This window comes from Sinorhizobium sp. BG8, from assembly GCF_016864555.1.
Lineage (GTDB): Bacteria > Pseudomonadota > Alphaproteobacteria > Rhizobiales > Rhizobiaceae > BG8.
This window is the reverse complement of record NZ_CP044012.1, coordinates 148,246-164,451: the sequence shown is the minus strand read 5'-3', so window position 1 is coordinate 164,451 and position 16,206 is coordinate 148,246. Positions and strand designations below refer to the sequence as shown.

At 62.8% G+C, this 16,206-nt stretch carries 18 protein-coding genes and 1 pseudogene; 14 read left to right on the top strand and 5 right to left on the bottom strand.

All coding sequences use genetic code 11. The annotated features are described in order from the left end of the window. Positions 1–39: 39 nt before the first annotated feature. The 4 genes from F3Y30_RS21830 to F3Y30_RS21815 all read left to right on the top strand — a co-directional run bounded on the left by F3Y30_RS21830 (position 40) and on the right by F3Y30_RS21815 (position 3,066). Positions 40–1,638, top strand: a complete 1,599-nt coding sequence (locus F3Y30_RS21830) for a CopD family protein (protein WP_246753054.1) — start codon at positions 40–42, stop codon at positions 1,636–1,638. Between the two features lie 279 nt (positions 1,639–1,917). After that, entirely contained in the window at positions 1,918–2,364 is a 447-nt protein-coding gene (locus F3Y30_RS21825; protein WP_203427285.1) for a pseudoazurin, read from the top strand. 197 nt (positions 2,365–2,561) lie between these two features. Beyond that, the gene (locus tag F3Y30_RS21820; protein WP_203427284.1) at positions 2,562–2,861 is read left to right on the top strand and encodes a DUF6522 family protein; all 300 of its coding nucleotides are present in this window, start codon (positions 2,562–2,564) and stop codon (positions 2,859–2,861) included. Between the two features lie 67 nt (positions 2,862–2,928). Continuing rightward, positions 2,929–3,066, top strand: coding sequence for a hypothetical protein (locus F3Y30_RS21815; protein ID WP_203427283.1), 138 nt, complete (start codon positions 2,929–2,931; stop codon positions 3,064–3,066). Between the two features lie 241 nt (positions 3,067–3,307). Here F3Y30_RS21815 and F3Y30_RS21810 read toward each other — a convergent pair whose 3' ends face one another. Further along, positions 3,308–3,886 (bottom strand): UbiX family flavin prenyltransferase, encoded by a 579-nt coding sequence (locus F3Y30_RS21810; RefSeq protein ID WP_203427282.1) that lies wholly within the window; start codon positions 3,884–3,886, stop codon positions 3,308–3,310. Then, a complete protein-coding gene (locus F3Y30_RS21805) occupies positions 3,883–5,394 on the bottom strand; it encodes a UbiD family decarboxylase (protein ID WP_203427281.1) in 1,512 nt (503 codons plus the stop codon). Before F3Y30_RS21805 ends, F3Y30_RS21810 begins: the two co-directional genes overlap by 4 nt. Before the next feature lie 108 nt (positions 5,395–5,502). Between F3Y30_RS21805 and F3Y30_RS21800 the strand changes: the two genes are divergently transcribed. From F3Y30_RS21800 to F3Y30_RS21790, 3 genes are read left to right on the top strand one after another with little or no spacing between them, the layout of a single operon-like run. After that, positions 5,503–6,012: an SCP2 sterol-binding domain-containing protein gene (locus F3Y30_RS21800; RefSeq protein ID WP_203427280.1), complete on the top strand. Its 510-nt coding sequence runs from the start codon at positions 5,503–5,505 to the stop codon at positions 6,010–6,012. Continuing rightward, positions 6,003–6,980 (top strand): peptidase U32 family protein, encoded by a 978-nt coding sequence (locus F3Y30_RS21795; protein WP_203427279.1) that lies wholly within the window; start codon positions 6,003–6,005, stop codon positions 6,978–6,980. Before F3Y30_RS21800 ends, F3Y30_RS21795 begins: the two co-directional genes overlap by 10 nt. A gap of 9 nt (positions 6,981–6,989) precedes the next feature. Continuing rightward, on the top strand, positions 6,990–7,925 hold the full coding sequence (locus tag F3Y30_RS21790) for a U32 family peptidase (protein ID WP_203427278.1): 936 nt from the start codon (positions 6,990–6,992) through the stop codon (positions 7,923–7,925). Between the two features lie 8 nt (positions 7,926–7,933). Here the strand turns inward: F3Y30_RS21790 and F3Y30_RS21785 are convergent, their stop codons facing one another. Further along, on the bottom strand, positions 7,934–8,395 hold the full coding sequence (locus F3Y30_RS21785; RefSeq protein ID WP_203427277.1) for a hemerythrin domain-containing protein: 462 nt from the start codon (positions 8,393–8,395) through the stop codon (positions 7,934–7,936). Between the two features lie 8 nt (positions 8,396–8,403). Beyond that, a complete protein-coding gene (locus F3Y30_RS21780) occupies positions 8,404–8,559 on the bottom strand; it encodes a hypothetical protein (protein WP_203427276.1) in 156 nt (51 codons plus the stop codon). A gap of 100 nt (positions 8,560–8,659) precedes the next feature. On the opposite strand from F3Y30_RS21780, the gene F3Y30_RS21775 reads away from it, so the two are divergent. The 6 genes from F3Y30_RS21775 (at position 8,660) to F3Y30_RS21750 (ending at position 14,262) form a co-directional block, all read left to right on the top strand. After that, positions 8,660–9,214: a cytochrome c oxidase subunit 3 gene (locus tag F3Y30_RS21775; RefSeq protein WP_203427275.1), complete on the top strand. Its 555-nt coding sequence runs from the start codon at positions 8,660–8,662 to the stop codon at positions 9,212–9,214. Between the two features lie 7 nt (positions 9,215–9,221). Then, a complete protein-coding gene (locus F3Y30_RS21770; RefSeq protein ID WP_203427274.1) occupies positions 9,222–9,497 on the top strand; it encodes a cytochrome C oxidase subunit IV family protein in 276 nt (91 codons plus the stop codon). 155 nt (positions 9,498–9,652) lie between these two features. After that, positions 9,653–10,105 carry a cytochrome c gene (locus tag F3Y30_RS21765; protein ID WP_203427273.1) on the top strand — a complete coding sequence of 151 codons (453 nt, stop codon included), beginning with the start codon at positions 9,653–9,655 and terminating at the stop codon, positions 10,103–10,105. 26 nt (positions 10,106–10,131) lie between these two features. Then, positions 10,132–11,478, top strand: coding sequence for a nitric-oxide reductase large subunit (locus F3Y30_RS21760; protein WP_203427272.1), 1,347 nt, complete (start codon positions 10,132–10,134; stop codon positions 11,476–11,478). A 65-nt stretch (positions 11,479–11,543) separates the two neighbouring features. Continuing rightward, complete coding sequence (locus F3Y30_RS21755; protein ID WP_203427271.1) at positions 11,544–12,356, top strand: CbbQ/NirQ/NorQ/GpvN family protein; 813 nt, start codon at positions 11,544–11,546, stop codon at positions 12,354–12,356. Between the two features lie 7 nt (positions 12,357–12,363). Continuing rightward, positions 12,364–14,262: a nitric oxide reductase activation protein NorD gene (locus F3Y30_RS21750; protein ID WP_203427270.1), complete on the top strand. Its 1,899-nt coding sequence runs from the start codon at positions 12,364–12,366 to the stop codon at positions 14,260–14,262. A 73-nt stretch (positions 14,263–14,335) separates the two neighbouring features. On the opposite strand, the gene hemN is transcribed toward F3Y30_RS21750, so the two are convergent. Then, positions 14,336–15,688, bottom strand: a complete 1,353-nt coding sequence (hemN, locus tag F3Y30_RS21745) for an oxygen-independent coproporphyrinogen III oxidase (protein WP_203427269.1) — start codon at positions 15,686–15,688, stop codon at positions 14,336–14,338. A 225-nt stretch (positions 15,689–15,913) separates the two neighbouring features. Between hemN and F3Y30_RS21740 the strand changes: the two are divergent. Then, positions 15,914–16,191: pseudogene (locus F3Y30_RS21740) on the top strand (DUF2249 domain-containing protein). Positions 16,192–16,206: the final 15 nt, after the last annotated feature.

The following is a 16,206-nucleotide window of genomic DNA, read 5'->3' as shown; positions in this document are numbered from 1 at the left end:
CTATCGGGCGCCGGCCACATTCGCCGTTCGGAGATTGTCGTGCGGGACCAATTGGGCCGATCCTGTATCCAGGTATTTCTAGCCGGTATCCTGTGGTGCTGCCTCGCTGCGGCGGCGATGGCGCATGCCTCTTTGACGGGAGTTGTACCCGCCGACGGGGCCGTCGTCAGTGTGCCCCCGAAAACCCTGTCGCTGTCCTTCAGCGAGCCTGTTTCTCCGCTCGTGCTGAGGCTCATCTTGCCCGACGGGCAGGCAAGAACGCTGGAGTCATTCGTTCTAGGAGACCGTACGCTTGAAATTTCCGCGCCCGGCGACCTTGCGGCGGGAACCCATGTGCTTGCCTGGCGTGTCGTCTCCGAGGATGGGCACCCCGTTGCGGGCTCCACGATTTTCTCGATCGGCGCGCCCAGTAGCGCGCCTCAGGTCGATCGAGAGGCGATCGACTGGCCGGTCAGGGCAGAGCTGTGGCTTTCACGCATCGCAATCTATATCGGCCTGTTCTTCGGGATCGGCGGCCTTTTTGCAGTGCGTTGGCTGATCCCCGGCGGCGCCGATGGCCTGCCCATAATAAGGGCAGCAACGCTGCTCGGCATGGTGGCGACCACGCTTTCCCTGGGACTTCAGGGGCTTGATGCCCTTGGCGCCCCGCTGTCCAACCTCATGGATCGCACGGCATGGAGAGCAGGACTGGATACGAGTTTCGGCCTGACCGTCATGGTGCTGCTGGCCGCGTTCCTTCTGGCGATCATAACCTCTTCAAGGTCGCTGGTCGTCAGCCGCGCAGCATCTCTGGCAGCTCTTGTTGCCGGAAGCGGCGCGCTGGCGTTGAGTGGTCACGCAAGCTCGGCCGCGCCTCAATGGCTGATGCGACCAGCAGTCTTCGTGCATGGATTGACGATTGCCGTATGGATCGGTGCACTTCCGCCCCTGGCATACGCCTTGCGGCAGGGAGGTGACTTAGGGCGACAGGCACTTGGCTGTTTTTCCCGCCTGATCCCGTTCTGTGTCGCCGCCTTGACATTGGCGGGCCTGCTGCTTGCCCTGGTCCAGGTTGAAGAATTCGGTGCGCTCTTTTCGACGGCCTACGGCAATGTGCTGCTGGCGAAGATGGCACTGCTTGCCGCTCTGTTCCTTGTCGTGGTGATCAATCGCTGGGTTTTCACCAAACCAGTCGAGCGGGGAGAGGGGGACGCTACCAGGCGTCTTGGCCGCGCGGTCGTCGTCGAGACCATGATCGTCCTTGCCGTTTTCGCCGTCGCCGCGACGTGGCGATTTACCCCGCCGCCCCGCGCGATGGCACTTGCGGCAGCGCAGCCGGCCTCTATCCATATCCACTCGGACAAGGCAATGGCCGAAGTTACCTTCACTCCCGGACGTGCCGGTCCGGTCGAGGTATCTGCCATCATTCTGGCACCTGACTTTTCGCCCTTCACTCCGAAGGAGGTCACGTTCGTGCTTTCCAATCCGAAGTCTGGCATCGAGCCGATGCGCAGGAGGGCCGCTTTGCAGGCCGACGGGAGCTGGCGAGCCTCGGATGTTGTCGTTCCACTCGCGGGACAATGGCGTTTGAGGGTCGACATTCTCATCAGTGACTTCGAACTCGTCCGGCTGCAGGACGACGTCGAAATCGCCCCTTAGAAACAGAGCCGACGAAAATGACCGCGGCAAAGTGCTCTGTCACATAGACGAGACGTCCGCGCGCTGGGCATTGAGATGTTTGCACGGCGCGATTGCGATTGCGTTGCGGGCCTTGAAAGGCCAGAGGCGGATCCAGTGGATCAACGTCCCATGCATGGGCAACCATGTGCCAGGAGGGGCATCTGTTCCTGTTGTTTGATTACCGTCAAAGAAGGAAGATTCTCAATAGGCTACCTCTTTCCCATGAACGATTGACGTTCGTGAGCAAGGAGAATTCGAGTGCGTATCATGGCAACGAGTATCGTAACCGCAACTGCAGTCTTCCTGGCGTTTGCGCTTCCTTCGGCAGCGGCAGAATTCGAGGTGCATATGCTGAACAAGGGCACCGAGGGCGCCATGGTGTTCGAGCCTGCCTTCGTGAAGGTCGCACCCGGCGATACCGTAATATTCATTCCGACCGACAAGGGGCACAATGTCGAAACGATCAAGGACATGATCCCCGAGGGCGCGGAAGCTTTCAAAAGCAAGATGAACGAGACCTACAAGGTGACCTTCGACAAGCCCGGCGCCTATGGCGTCAAGTGCACGCCGCACGCCGGCATGGGCATGGTCGGCGTGGTCGTCGTCGGCGATGCACCGGCCAATCTCGATGCGCTGAAGACCGGCAAGCTGCCAAAGAAGGCCCGCGAGCGCCTGGACACGGCCATCGCCGGTTTGGGTCTGTAAGTGGCCTTGCAGGCTCCAGTCGAGACCCGGAGTAGTCAAGCCACTCTCCGGGTCTCTCAAATTCGACAACTCAATATCGGAAACTCTCGCGCGCAAACCGTTGCATGTGCGAGGGCCTGCGACCAAACTCATTCGTAAGAGCTTGCCGGACTTTATGATCAACCAATCTTCCGGTTGAGACCGGCTGGAGGAGTACCATGGCAAGGATTGTTGAAGAGGCCAAATTGCCTCCCGCGGATGGCGCCGACAGGCAGTTCTTTCTAGACTCGGCGTTCGTGGCAAAGGCGTTCGATATGAGCGAGGCCAGAGTGCGTGCGCTTATGCGGCGTAAACTGTTCAGAAGCACCGTGGAGAAAGGCGTGGGCGAGGATGAAGGCTCCTGGCGGTTGACACTGCGATGCGGCAACAGGGCCTGGCAGGGCATTTTGACGACGGATGGTGATATCCAGCGGCAATCAATCGGCCTTGTTTCGGCCCAGCGCGGTTGCAAGGACTGACATGCGCGGGTTTGCGCAAGAATCCGGTAGCCTCCTGGAGGTCTTCCAGCATCAAACGGAGAGCATCTTGTCGACGAGACGACATGAGCACCTCGAAGCCGTTTTTGCCGCCATGAACAGCCCGATGGTCGTGGACAGTGGACCACTTGCTGCGATGGTCGAAGCTTTGGAGCAGGCCAGCGATCTGGCTAGGAGCATCCGTTAGGACAGGCAACCATCTCCAAGACGTCAAGGTCATCGGATGACCAACAGCCTCACACCACTTGAGATGCCTTCACACGTAGAAACGCTGAGCCGCGCCAGCGAGGGTGTAATCCCGCTAAAGATCCCTTCGGCGAACACATTTGGGAAACGCTTGCGAATTCGAATAGGGAAGCCAGCGCGCAATCTCGTGTTCGCAGTGGTTCAAGCGGCGCCGGACTGGACTTCCAGTCGACCCCACAGCATCAAAGGTCCCCTTGCCAGCTCTTCGAAAGCGGCGAGTGAGATAAATCGAGAAGATCGATGGCGCGCGTCGCGAGATGGTCGACGATTTCCGCCACGGACTGCGGGCGTTGATAGAAGGCGGGTACGGGGGGCATGACGATGGCGCCCATCTCGGTTACGGCGCACATGTTGCGCAGGTGGCCGAGATGCAGCGGTGTTTCTCGGGCGAGCAACACCAGCCGGCGGCGTTCCTTCAATTGTACGTCGGCGGCGCGCGTCAGCAGGGTGTCGGTGCGCCCTGTAGCGATGGCTGAAAGTGTCTGCATGGAGCAGGGGGCGACGATCATGCCGTTGACGGCAAAGGAACCGCTAGCAATCGAGGCGCCGATATCATCGACCGGGTGATGGCGATGGACGATGGAGAGGAGGTACGGCAACGCGCCTGGGCCCAATTCGTGATTCAGCGTGCGCCGTGCCGCATCGGAGACGACGAGATGTGTTTCGATCTCGGGCAACGATGCGAGTCGCTCGACGATACGAACGCCGAGTGCCGCCCCGGAAGCGCCTGAGATACCGATGACGACCCCTTTGGTGCTCATGCGCCGACCTCTCCCAGGCCGAGAGACGACCAGAGGCCGTCAATCCTTGCGATGACCTCAGGCGTCATCGAGAGGATGCGGCCCCAGTCGCGCTCGGTTTCAGTTCCGATCTTCGTGGTGGCGTCGAGCCCCAGCTTTCCACCAAGTCCGGATTTGGGGGACGCGAAGTCGAGATAGTCGATCGGCGTATTTTCGACGAGCATCAGGTCTCTGCTGGCGTCGAAGCGCGTGGAAAGCGCCCAGATCACGTCCGGCCAGATTCTGACGTCGATGTCCTCATCCACGGCGATGATCAGCTTCGTGTAGCTGAATTGCGGCAACATGGACCAGAGACCCATCATGACCCTGCGGGCCTGGCCGGGATATCGCTTGTCCATCGAGACGACCATGGCGCGATAGGAGCATGCCTCGGGCGGCAGCCACAGATCGCATATTTCCGGAAACTGTCGTTTCACCAGTGGCAAGAAGAGCTCGTTCATCGCCTCGCCAAGCCTTGACGGCTCGTCCGGCGGCCGGCCGGTGAAGGTAGAAAGGTAAAGGGGGGTCTTGCGCATGGTGATCGCTGTGAGCGTCATCACCGGGAAAGGCTCGACCGAATTGTAGTAGCCGGTATGGTCGCCATACGGTCCCTCATCGGCAACATCGCTGCACGAGACCGTCCCTTCCAAAACGATCTCGGCGCTGGCCGGCACTGGGGTGGGGATCGTCAGACCGCGCGCCGTTTCCTGTCGCCGGCCTTTCAGTACACCAGCAAAACTCAGTTCACTCATCTCGTCGGGAAGCGGTATGACGGCCGAGAGGATCGTTGCGGGATCGGCTCCGATGACAACCGCCACCGGCATGTCCTGTCCCAGCGCTCGCCACAAACGATGATGTCGCGCGCCACCGCGATGTGCCAGCCAGCGCAGGACCAGCCGGTTGTGGCCGAGCTTCTGCATGCGGTAGACGCCGACATTGACATCGGCCGGATCATCCGGAGCATGTGTGATGACGAGTGGCCAACTGACGAGGGGCGCAGGTTCGCCCGGCCAGCAGGTCTGGATGGGCAGGCGGTCAAGATCAAGGTCGTCCCCCGTCCAGACGACCTGCTGGCAGGGTGGGCGCGTGACCGCCCGTGGGTTCATCGAGAGCGCGGCCCTTACATGCGGCAATTTCTGCCAGGCGTCGCGCAGGGAGCGTGGTGGCTGCGGATCGCGAAGATCAGAAAGGAAGGCTGCAAGACGGGGTAACCCTCCGGTTTCGAGACCAAGGCCCCATTCGATCCGCTCGCGCGTTCCGAAGAGATTGGCCAGCAACGGTATCGACTGGACCTTGCCTCCTGCGTTGACCGGCCGTTCGAAGAGCAGTGCCGGACCTTCCTCGGCCAGAACGCGGCGATGGATTTCGGTGACCTCGTGAACCAGGGAGATGGGCTCGGAAATGCGCTTCAGCTGCGCGCGCCGCTCCAGCAGGGCGACGAAATCCTGAAGACTATCGAAACGGTGTGGAATGGGGTCAACGGCTTTCATAGCAATGACTTGCCGGTGAAAACCGCCTCCGTCTTTGTGCTGGCGCAAATTCGTGCGGCGCGTCGATCCATAGGGTCAGGGCATCGTTTCTCGCCGAAGGCCAGCCGCATGCCGTTCCTTCCTCCACTTCTTGCAATGCCCGTTGAAATCGCTCCCCTCTGGCTGGTGGAACGGGTGTCGCGCATGGTCTTGTCAGGTGTCCTGAAGGCCCATCCCGATCTCTTCGAGCGGCTTGGCGCATATAGGGAGGCCCGTTACTGCTTTTCTCCTGCCGATCTACCGCTGCACTTCACCGTGGTCCCCGCGACACAGCTGTTGACCGTCTCGCGGCGAGAGCATCCGCCATCCGCCGACGCCCACATCCACGGACCGCTTGCATTGCTGCTCGGCCTGCTTGAGGGCCGATGCGATGCGGATGCGCTGTTCTTTTCGCGTGACCTCTCGGTCACCGGCGACATGGAAGCGATGCTGGCGCTGCGCAATGCGCTCGACGACAGCGCCATCGACCTGCCGCGCGAGCTTGGCGCGCTCGTCGGGCCGCTTGCACCGTTGGTGGTCGGCACGGCGCGGTACATCCGAAGCAAGGCGCTTGAAGGACGGGACGTGACATGGAACTGATCTGCCCCGCCGGCACGCCCGCCGCCTTTCGCGAGGCGGTGGAGGCCGGTGCCGATGCGGTCTATTGCGGCTTTCGCGACGAGACCAATGCGCGCAACTTCCCGGGCCTGAACTTCAGCCGCGAAGAACTGCGCCAGTCGATCGCGCTTGCCCGCCGCAAAGGCGTGGCGACTTTCGTTGCGCTCAACACCTTCATGCGAGCGGGCGACGAGGCGCTGTGGTATTCCGCCGCCGACGATGCCGTGGCGATGGGCGCTGATGCGCTGATCCTGGCCGATTTCGGCCTGATGGCTTATGTGGCGGAAAGGCACCCGAAGCAGCGCCTGCATGTCTCCGTCCAGGCGTCCGCCTCGAACCCGGACGCGATCCGTTTCCTCATCGAGGCCTTTGGGGCCAAGCGCGTCGTGCTGCCGCGCGTGCTGACCGTGCAGGACATTGCCCGGCTGACGCCGCAGATCGATTGTGAGGTCGAGGTCTTCGCCTTCGGTGGGCTCTGCGTCATGGCGGAGGGGCGCTGTTCTCTCTCCTCCTACGCCACCGGCAAATCGCCCAACATGAACGGTGTCTGCTCGCCGGCAAGCCATGTGCGCTACCGGCAGGACGGAGCGGACCTCGTTTCCGAACTTGGTGACTATACGATCAACCGTTTCGGCCCCGGTGAGGCCTCCGGCTATCCGACGCTCTGCAAGGGCCGCTTCGAGATCGGCGACGTCGAGGGCTATGCCTTCGAGGATCCCGTCTCGCTCGATGTCATGGACCAGATCGATGCGCTGCGCGATTCTGGCGTCTCGGCACTCAAAATTGAAGGGCGCCAGCGCGGCAAGGCCTATGTCGCCGAAGTGGTGTCCTCCCTGAAGAAGGCACTCGGCGCATCGCCCGCCGAGCGTGCCGCGCTTGTCGCCCGGCTGCGCGCAATGAGCGAAGGCCAGCGTACGACGACGGGCGCCTATGACAAGCGTTGGCGGTAGGAGACCAATATGACGACGGCAGGCAAACCGGCGCTGAGCCTCGGGCCGGTCTATTTCCTTTGGGAGGGGCTGAAATGGCGCGATTTCTACTTCCGGATCGCCGATGAGGCAGCAGTCGAGCATGTGACGCTCGGCGAAACGGTCTGTTCCAAGCGCCAGCATTTCAGTGAGCCGTACATCGCGGAAGTCGTCGAGCGGCTGGAGGCGGCCGGCAAGCAGGTAGCGCTTTCCTCCCTCGCCATGGTAACGCTCCCACGGGAAAGCCGCCATGTGCGGGATCTGATCACCGACAGCATCCACCCGATCGAAGCAAACGATCTTTCTGCGCTCGGCCTCCTCAAGGGCAGGCCGCATGCGATCGGGCCGCTGGTCAACGTCTACAACGCAGCGACGGCACGGCTGCTCGCCGCCCGCGGGGCGCAAAATATTTGTCTGCCGCCGGAGCTGCCAGCCGCCTCCATCCAACAGATACTGGCTGCCATGCCGGGGTTCTCCTTCGAGATTTTTGCCTTTGGCCGCATGCCGCTCGCCATCTCGGCGCGTTGCGCCCACGCACGATCGAAGGGATTGACGAAGGACAATTGCCAGTTCATCTGCGGCCAAGAGCCCGACGGCCTGCCGCTGCGCACGCTCGACCGACAGTCCTTCCTCGTATTGAACGGCGTCCAGACCATGTCGAACAGCTGCGCAGTGCTTGTCGATGATTTGGCGCCGCTGGTCAAGGCGGGTCTTTCACGCGTCCGGCTCTCCCCGCAGGATTGCGATATGGCCAAGATCGCGGCGCTGTACCGCGCTGTGCTCGACGGGCAGATTGACGGCGGGGAGGCGGTTGCCGAATTGGCGGAGGTCTATCCGGGCGTCCGCTTCTCGAATGGCTTCCTGCACCAGAAGGAGGGCGCGGCCTGGGTTTCGCGTGGCCGTAACGTCGCAATGGGGCGTGATTGACGGACGGTTCAGGTGAAGATGTCCCGCGCCTCTGCTTTCGCGGAGAGCAGAGCCTCCAGGATCATCATTTCCGAAAAGACATGGCGGCGAAGGCTCTCCTGAAAGCCAACCATCATGCGCGAAACCGTCTCCGGCGACAAAGCACAGCGCTCTTCGGCAACGGCCTTTAGGGTCAGGGACAGCTCTTCGCCGGCAAGCCTGTCACAACGATGTTCAGCCTTCAGGCGCTCGATAGCCATCGCGGCAAAGCAGGAACCGGCGTGTCTGTCAAAATCCGGAAAAAGCAGGTGTTCCTCCAGGTTGTGGACGGCGGCGAGAAGTGGCGGGATCGCATCCGCAAGGTCCCTCAGTTCCGCGGTGACATCCGTATCGGCGGCAGCCTCTTCGAGGCGCAGGCAGAGATCGAGCAGGTTTTGGTGAAGCGCTTCGAGGCGGCCGATATCGGCCGCGGCAAGGGTCGGTCCGCTCATGTGGTCTCCTATTGGCCGAAGAAAAGTACGACGGCGATGACGACGGAGGCGCCGACGGCGGAGAGCGTTCCCGCCCCTTGCAAAACGCCCATCCTGTAGAGCACCAGCGCGAAGCCGGCGATGACCGGTGCGGCGACGATGAGTCCGATCTGCGCGTCCGTCATATTGGGTTCCTTTCCTTTGCCGCGATCATGGCGCTCCCGGCCCGGCTGCTCTTTGTGCCGGAGCAAAGAAGGCTGCTGCTCGCCGCGCTAGACGAGCCCTATGGCGACGACGGACGAAATGGGCATGCCTGCCGAGATGGCGGAGCGGGGTGAGGCAGGCTCCCTGCTGTTGTGGATTCTGGTGTGGAGCGAGCTTGCCGCCTTCGGTGCGCTGCTTGTCGCCTTCATGGTGATGACGGTGATGGATTCCGAGGGCGCGTCTCTTCTTCGGGTGCATCTCCATTCGGGGCTTGCCGCTCTCAATTCCGTACTTCTTGTCTTCAGTGGCTGGCAGGCGGCACTTGCTGTTCGTCGCGGCACGGATGCCGTGCGACGTCCCCTAGTGTTCGCAGCACTTTCCGGCCTCGCGTTCACGGTCATGAAGCTCGTCGAATATTCGGTAGAAATCCGCTCGGGTATCTCCGCGGCGGGTGGACTTTCCGAGCTCTACTTCATCGTCACCGGCTTTCACCTGCTCCACGTCATTTTCGGCGCGGGCATTCTGCTCATCGTCGCCTGGCGCCCATCGCGGGAGAATGTCGTGATGATCGCCACCCTCTGGCATGTGGTCGATCTGATCTGGCTCGTGATGTTCCCAATCGTCTATCTCACCTGAGGCTCTCATGACCAGACAGGCCCGTGAACAGTTCGTCGCCGCCCTCGCCATGCTGCTGACGCTCGCTATAGGCGGTGCGCTTGTGGGGGGCCTCAGCGGCGGTTTGCTCGTGCCGATCGCCGCGGTGCTCGTCATGGCCTACGCGAAAAGCCGGATCGTCGTCCTCGACTTCATGGATCTGCGTGCGAGCCGCAGCGTTCTGCGGCCCGCGCTGCTCGCATGGCCGGCGATTCTCCTGTTGGTCGCACTGGCCCGGACGGTTGCCGTCACGCTGATCGGCTGACGGACCGCGCCGCTCTTTGCCAAAGCACAAAGAAGGCTTTTCCCGCGCAGCTAGAACGAAGACGTCCCGCACTGCCGGCGAGGGCATCGCAGGCAGACCGAGCGGCGGGTTTTGGCGCCGGGCCCATGGGGGCCGGCAAGGGAAAGGACCATGGGATGGCAGAGCGCCTAACCAAAACAGGGGCCCGCAACGTCTTCTACGGCGGGTCCATCTTCTTCTTCGCGATCTTCGTGGGGCTGACGGCCCACAGTCATTTTTACATCCGGACATCCTCCACCGATGAGACGACGCTCAGCGAAAGCGTCGCGCGCGGCAAGCATGTCTGGGAAAAGAACGCCTGTATCAACTGCCACACGCTGCTCGGCGAAGGCGCCTATTTCGCGCCCGAACTCGGCAATGTGTGGAAGCGCTACGGCGGGGTCGACGACCCGGAGGGTGCACGAGAGGCGCTGAAGGCCTGGATGGCCGCGCAGCCGAGCGGGGCGGAAGGCCGGCGGCAGATGCCGCAGTTCAACCTCACCGAACAGGAACTCAACGATCTGGCTGACTTCCTGGAATGGACGAGCCGCATCTTGACCCAGAACTGGCCGCCGAACGACGCCGGCTGAGCGACAAGCGTTTCAGGAGACAAAACATGAAGTATCAAACGCAAAAGGTCGCGATGCTGTATTTCTACGGCGCACTCGGCCTCTTCCTCGCCCAGGTTCTCTTCGGCGTTCTGGCCGGCACGATCTACGTGCTGCCCAACACGCTTTCCGAGCTCCTGCCGTTCAATATCGTGCGCATGATCCACACCAATGCGCTGGTCGTCTGGCTGCTCATGGGCTTCATGGGCGCGACCTACTACATGATCCCCGAGGAGACCGAGACGGAGCTGTTCAGTCCGAGACTCGCCGTTCTCCAGTTCTGGATGTTCTTTGTGGCGGCCGGTCTCACGGTCGTTGGCTACATGTTCCGCATCCATGAGGGGCGCGAATTCCTTGAACAGACCTTCATCGCGAAGGTCGGCATCGTCGTGGTCGTTCTGATGTTCCTCTTCAACATCACGATGACGGCGCTGAAGGGTCGCAAGACAACGGTCATCAATATCCTGCTCTTCGGCCTGTGGGGTCTCGCGCTCTTCTTTCTCTTCGCCTTCTACAACCCGGTGAACCTGGCGCTCGACAAGATGTACTGGTGGTACGTCATCCATCTCTGGGTCGAAGGCGTCTGGGAGCTGATCATGGCCTCCGTGCTCGCCTTCCTGATGATCAAGCTCAACGGTATCGACCGCGAAGTCGTGGAGAAATGGCTCTACGTCATTGTCGGACTGGCCCTCTTCTCGGGCATTCTCGGCACAGGCCACCACTACTACTGGATCGGCGCGCCGGGTTACTGGCAGTGGATCGGTTCGCTGTTCTCGACCTTGGAGGTGGCGCCCTTCTTCACCATGGTCATTTTCACTTTCGTGATGACCTGGAAGGCCGGCCGCAACCATCCCAACAAGGCGGCACTGCTGTGGTCGATCGGATGCTCGGTCATGGCCTTCTTTGGGGCTGGCGTATGGGGCTTCCTGCACACGCTGTCGTCGGTGAATTACTACACCCATGGCACGCAGGTCACAGCCGCACATGGCCATCTCGCCTTCTTCGGAGCCTATGTGATGCTGAACCTCGCGATGATGGCCTATGCCATCCCGGAAATCCGCGGCCGGGCGCCCTTCAACCAATGGCTCTCCATCGCGAGCTTCTGGATCATGTGCACGGGCATGTCGGTGATGACCTTCGCGCTCACCTTTGCCGGCGTCGTGCAGGTTCATCTGCAACGCGTTCTCGGCGAGAACTTCATGGACGTGCAGGACCAGCTTGCCCTGTTCTACTGGGTCCGCCTCGGTTCGGGCGTCGCCGTGCTCCTCTCGGCGCTAATGTTCGTCTGGGCCGTGCTCGTTCCGGGCCGCGAGCGTCGCGACAGCCTCACCAGTCTGGTTCAACCGGCGGAGTGAGTGCTGGCCGGCCCCGTCATCCCGCGGGGCCGGCACACTTTCCATAAGCATTCGTGGAGATTGAAATGAACGTTATCCTCAAGGACGTGCCGCGCGCCGCATCGGATATCCCGGCCTACTGCCCATCCGGCAATGAATGCGCGCTCTTCGAGACGGCCTGGGTACGCCAGCTTCCTTTGCTATTGAAGGGACCGACCGGCTGCGGCAAGACCCGTTTCGTGAGCCACATGGCCGCCAAGATCGGGCTGCCGCTTGCGACCGTATCCTGCCACGACGACCTGTCTGCCGCCGATCTGACGGGACGCTACCTGCTCAAGGGGGGTGACACGGTATGGGTCGATGGGCCACTGACACGCGCGGTGCGAGAGGGCGGCGTGTGCTATCTCGACGAGATTGTCGAAGCGAGGAAGGATGTCGCCGTTGTGCTTCATCCGTTGACCGATGACCGGCGCATCCTGCCGCTGGAGCGCACCGGCGAGGTTCTGGAGGCCCCACCCGGCTTCATGCTCGTCGTTTCCTACAATCCCGGCTACCAGAACCTGCTGAAGGCTCTGAAGCCCTCAACCCGCCAGCGCTTCGTCGCGATCGAGTTCGATTTCCTGCCGAAGGCTGAGGAAATTGCCGTCGTCGCCACGGAAAGCGGGCTGGAAGAGGCCCGTGTCGCCCCGCTTGTCGAATTCGCCCATCGGTTGCGGGCCTTGAAGGGGCGTGATCTCGAAGAAGGGGTTTCCACGCGTCTCCTCGTCTACTGCGCCTGCCTTATCGACAGCGGCATGACGCTGCGCGACGCTGTGCGCGCCGCAATGATCGAACCGCTCACCGACGAGCCGGATGTTCGCGCCGCTCTCCTCGAAATCGCCGACGCGACGATCCGCTGAGGCCGTCATGCTGGATTTTCTGGAGCTTGAGGAAGCGGTTGGTCGGGCCTGGCACCGGCTGGTGGGCAATACCGGCAGCTGGGCGCGCCATCCGTATCACGCCGTGCGGCTGGAGGACATACGCCCGGTGCTGGCCGTCTGCTTCCGGGGGTTCGGAGGTGAGGGGGCAGTGCAGATCACGCCGGCGCGCGGGCGAACATCGACGCACCGCCTCAGGCTTCGCCAGCGCATGGGGCTGGGCGAGGAAAAACTGGTGCAGCCCGGCCGCGACCATGCGACCGTCATGCTGCCGGGCGTGATCGATCTTTTCCCGGACCGCGCCCTCAACCGGGATCTCTATATCTGGCTCGCCGCCGCCATGGCCCTGATGCCGCTCGAACGCATCGAGGAAATCGATCCGCTCCAGCGCGATCTTGCAACTCTCCACCGGGCGGAAGGCACCGCGAAGGCTGTGCTTGCGGCCTTCCCCGGTCTTGCCCGCCGCTACCGCCGGCTCTCGGCCGCGACGCTGGAAGCCCGCCGGTCCCGACCGCTTCCCTCGATCGAACGCCATGTCGAAAATCGCATCCTCAGCCTGTTGCGCAAGGGAGCGGGGCTTGCCGACGACGCACTGCCGGTAATCTTCCCGCATCGCGCGCCGCCAGGCTATCTGCCGATGCTGCCCGTGCCGCTCTGGCCGGATGCACTTGCGCGCGAGGAGGGCGAGGGGCGCGGCGAGGAGGACCAGCCGGCGACGGGCGGCACTCCCGAGGCGTCGGAGACTGGTCGCCATGTAGCGCTGCGCGAGAAGGCGGAAAACGGCAAGACGGAACGCAGTCCTTTCATTCTCAATCGTTTCGAGAAGATTCTGGCGATGGCCGAGATGGTCAATGTCGACCGCCCCGGCGACGACAGCGACGACCACGATTCCTCCGCGGCGGACGAACTGGACGACATGACGCTCGGCGAGCGCAAGGGTCGCCCCGCCGCCCGCTTCCGCTTCGATCTCGACCTGCCGCCGGAAGCGCTTGATCGCACACGGCTGACGGGCGAGTACACCTATCCCGAATGGGACTATCGCACGGCCACCTATCTGCCGGACCATTGCCGCGTGCTGGCCTCGCCCGCACCCGATTCCGCTGACGTACCTGAAGCCGATCCCGACACGAAGAGCCTGATCCGCCGCGTGCGCCGGCAGTTCGAAGTACTCAGGCCGCGCCATGAAATGCTGCGTGCGCAACTCGACGGCGCCGAGCTTGATCTCGACGCTGTGGTCAGGACGCGTGCCGACCTTGCTGCCGGCGGGCAGGGCAGCGACCGCATCCATCTGATGAGCCGGCCGCAGGCACACGATCTCGCGGTCACCATTCTCGTCGACGTGTCGCTATCCACCGACGCCTGGTTCGACAATCGACGGGTGCTCGATGTGGAGAAGGAGGCGCTCCTGGTGCTCTCCCATGGCCTTGCCGCCTGTGGCGACAGCCATTCGATCCTCACCTTTACCTCCCGCCGCCGCTCCTGGGTGCGCGTCGAAACGATCAAGGATTTCGGCGAGCCGATGGGACGTGGCGTCGAGGCGCGCATCGCAGCGCTGAAGCCGGGCTTTTACACCCGCATCGGCCCGGCGATCCGCCATGCGGCGGCGAAGCTTCGCGAGCAGCCGAATCGCCGAAAACTCCTGCTGATCCTCACCGACGGTAAGCCGAACGATGTGGATCACTACGAGGGGCGGTTCGCGCTGGAGGACAGCCGCCGTGCGGTCAACGAGGCGCGGCGCACGGGCCTCAGCGTCTTCGGCGTGACGGTCGACCGCGAGGCGCAGGCCTATGTGCCGGCCATCTTTGGCCGCAACGGCTATGCCATCGTCAGCAATATCGCACGGCTGCCCGCGGCGCTGCCGGCGATCTATCGCGGTCTTGTGGGTTAGAGGACACGGGATTGGCGAGAAAGGCCCGGCGTGCAACACCACGCCGGGCCTTTTGCTTTCTCGATGAGTGGCTTCAGGCCGCCTTGCTGTGGGTACGGGCCGACTGGTCGATATAGGCATCGAAGGCGGCGGCCACAGCGCGGATGATGAAGCGGTGATCCTGCCGCACGGTGACGGTACCGCCATGGATATCGATAGCACCGTCCGCCTCGAGGTCGGCGAGCCGCGTATTGCCTCGCAGCAGCGGGGCGGGATCAAAACCGTGTCGCGCCGCGATGGCGGTGAGGTCGGCGCGGAAATCGCACATCAACCGCTCGATGATTTCGGCCCGTAGCCGGTCTTCCGCCGTCAGGCGGTAGCCCTTGACAGTGGCAAGCCGGCCGGAGGCGATGCGCTGGGCGTAGATGCCGGGCGGAACCTCGTTCTGGATGTAGCCTTCCGGCGTACGGCCGATGGCCGAGGCGCCGAAGCCGAGCAGTGTTTTGCAGGCGTCCGTCGTGTAACCCTGGAAGTTGCGTCTTAGCCGGCCGCGTTTGGCGGCGAGCGCAAGGCTATCGGAGGACAAGGCATAGTGATCGAGACCGATGCGGACATAGCCGGCAGAGACGAGCGTTTCGGCGATCGCCTCGGCCTGCTCCGCGCGCTGTGCTGCATCCGCCAGTGCACGCTCGTCGATCAGCCGCTGGTGCTTCTTGAAAGAGGGGATGTGAGCGTAGCCGAAGACCGAAAAGCGCTCGGGCTGCATGGCGACCGCCGCGTTTGCCGTCTCGATGCAGGAGGCGACCGTCTGGTGCGGCAGGCCGTAGATGAGGTCGAAATTGATGCCGCCGACACCGGCGGCGCGCAGCCGTGTCACGGCCTGCGCAGTCTGTGCCTCGCTCTGAATGCGGTTGATCGCTTTCTGGACGACGGGATCGAAACTCTGCACGCCAAGGCTGGCGCGCGTGACGCCGGCCGCGCCGAGTGCCGCGGCCATTTCCGCGGTCAGCGTACGCGGATCGATCTCAACCGCGATCTCCGCGCCGGCGAGGCGGCCGAAGCGGGCGCGCAGCAGACTGATAAGGTCGAGGAATTCTTCCGGCTGCATGATCGTCGGCGTGCCGCCACCGAAGTGGATGTGCTTGACCTTGAGACGGTCCTCCACCTGCTTTGAAACAAGACCGATCTCCTTTCGCAGCATGTCGATGTAGTCGAGAATCGGTTCGTCGCGGCTGGTTATTGTCGTGTGGCAGCCGCAGTACCAGCACATGGAGCGACAGAAGGGGATGTGGAGGTAGAGCGAGGCGTCCGTGCTAGCTTTGATGTCGGAAAGCCAATCACCATAGGTGCCGGCGCCGACAGTCGGCGAGAAGGCCGGCGCTGTCGGGTAGCTGGTATAGCGCGGCAGGCGCGCCTCGCCGTATTTTTCGATCAGGACCTGTTGCATGCGGCTTTCCTTTCCATGTGTCGATGGTGGAAAGCCTAGGAGCCACCGCGCCACCCTTCTTTGCGGAAAGCCAAGCTTCGTGTCGCGAGGCCCGGAAATCCGGAATTGTTTGCGCGGGGTCAAAGTGCCGGGCGGGCAGCGGAGGTAGCGTCAGGCGGTTCCGGTCGGGTCGGGCCGTGCCTTTCCGGAACGCGATTGGAGCGGCCGGGACGGAAACACGAAACCATGTCAGAGACCCCGGATAAACCCCTGATCGACGTGCGCGTCATTCCCCGCGCGAGCGCCATCCCCGTATCTTCGGCATGCTCGGTGCGCTGCTCCCCGGCAAATCCATGCTGATCACCAGCGACCATGATCCACGGCCGTTGCACTATCAGCTCGAGACCAATTTCCCGGGCCAGTTCGGCTGGGATTATCTCGAACAGGGACCGGAGGTCTGGCGGGTCGAAATCGACCGGCTGGAAGACGGCGGCTGCGACTGCTGCTGCGGCGCAGATCACTGAAACAGGCGCGGCGGA

Coding starts and splice junctions, on each gene's coding strand:
- F3Y30_RS21820 (WP_203427284.1), top strand. CDS start 2,562: ATGGCAAGGATTGTTGAAGAGGCCAAATTGCCTCCCGCGGATGGCGCC.
- F3Y30_RS21810 (WP_203427282.1), bottom strand. CDS start 3,886: ATGAGCACCAAAGGGGTCGTCATCGGTATCTCAGGCGCTTCCGGGGCG.
- F3Y30_RS21805 (WP_203427281.1), bottom strand. CDS start 5,394: ATGAAAGCCGTTGACCCCATTCCACACCGTTTCGATAGTCTTCAGGAT.
- F3Y30_RS21800 (WP_203427280.1), top strand. CDS start 5,503: ATGCCGTTCCTTCCTCCACTTCTTGCAATGCCCGTTGAAATCGCTCCC.
- F3Y30_RS21795 (WP_203427279.1), top strand. CDS start 6,003: ATGGAACTGATCTGCCCCGCCGGCACGCCCGCCGCCTTTCGCGAGGCG.
- F3Y30_RS21790 (WP_203427278.1), top strand. CDS start 6,990: ATGACGACGGCAGGCAAACCGGCGCTGAGCCTCGGGCCGGTCTATTTC.
- F3Y30_RS21785 (WP_203427277.1), bottom strand. CDS start 8,395: ATGAGCGGACCGACCCTTGCCGCGGCCGATATCGGCCGCCTCGAAGCG.
- F3Y30_RS21780 (WP_203427276.1), bottom strand. CDS start 8,559: ATGACGGACGCGCAGATCGGACTCATCGTCGCCGCACCGGTCATCGCC.
- F3Y30_RS21775 (WP_203427275.1), top strand. CDS start 8,660: ATGGCGACGACGGACGAAATGGGCATGCCTGCCGAGATGGCGGAGCGG.
- F3Y30_RS21770 (WP_203427274.1), top strand. CDS start 9,222: ATGACCAGACAGGCCCGTGAACAGTTCGTCGCCGCCCTCGCCATGCTG.
- F3Y30_RS21765 (WP_203427273.1), top strand. CDS start 9,653: ATGGCAGAGCGCCTAACCAAAACAGGGGCCCGCAACGTCTTCTACGGC.
- F3Y30_RS21760 (WP_203427272.1), top strand. CDS start 10,132: ATGAAGTATCAAACGCAAAAGGTCGCGATGCTGTATTTCTACGGCGCA.
- F3Y30_RS21755 (WP_203427271.1), top strand. CDS start 11,544: ATGAACGTTATCCTCAAGGACGTGCCGCGCGCCGCATCGGATATCCCG.
- F3Y30_RS21750 (WP_203427270.1), top strand. CDS start 12,364: ATGCTGGATTTTCTGGAGCTTGAGGAAGCGGTTGGTCGGGCCTGGCAC.
- hemN (WP_203427269.1), bottom strand. CDS start 15,688: ATGCAACAGGTCCTGATCGAAAAATACGGCGAGGCGCGCCTGCCGCGC.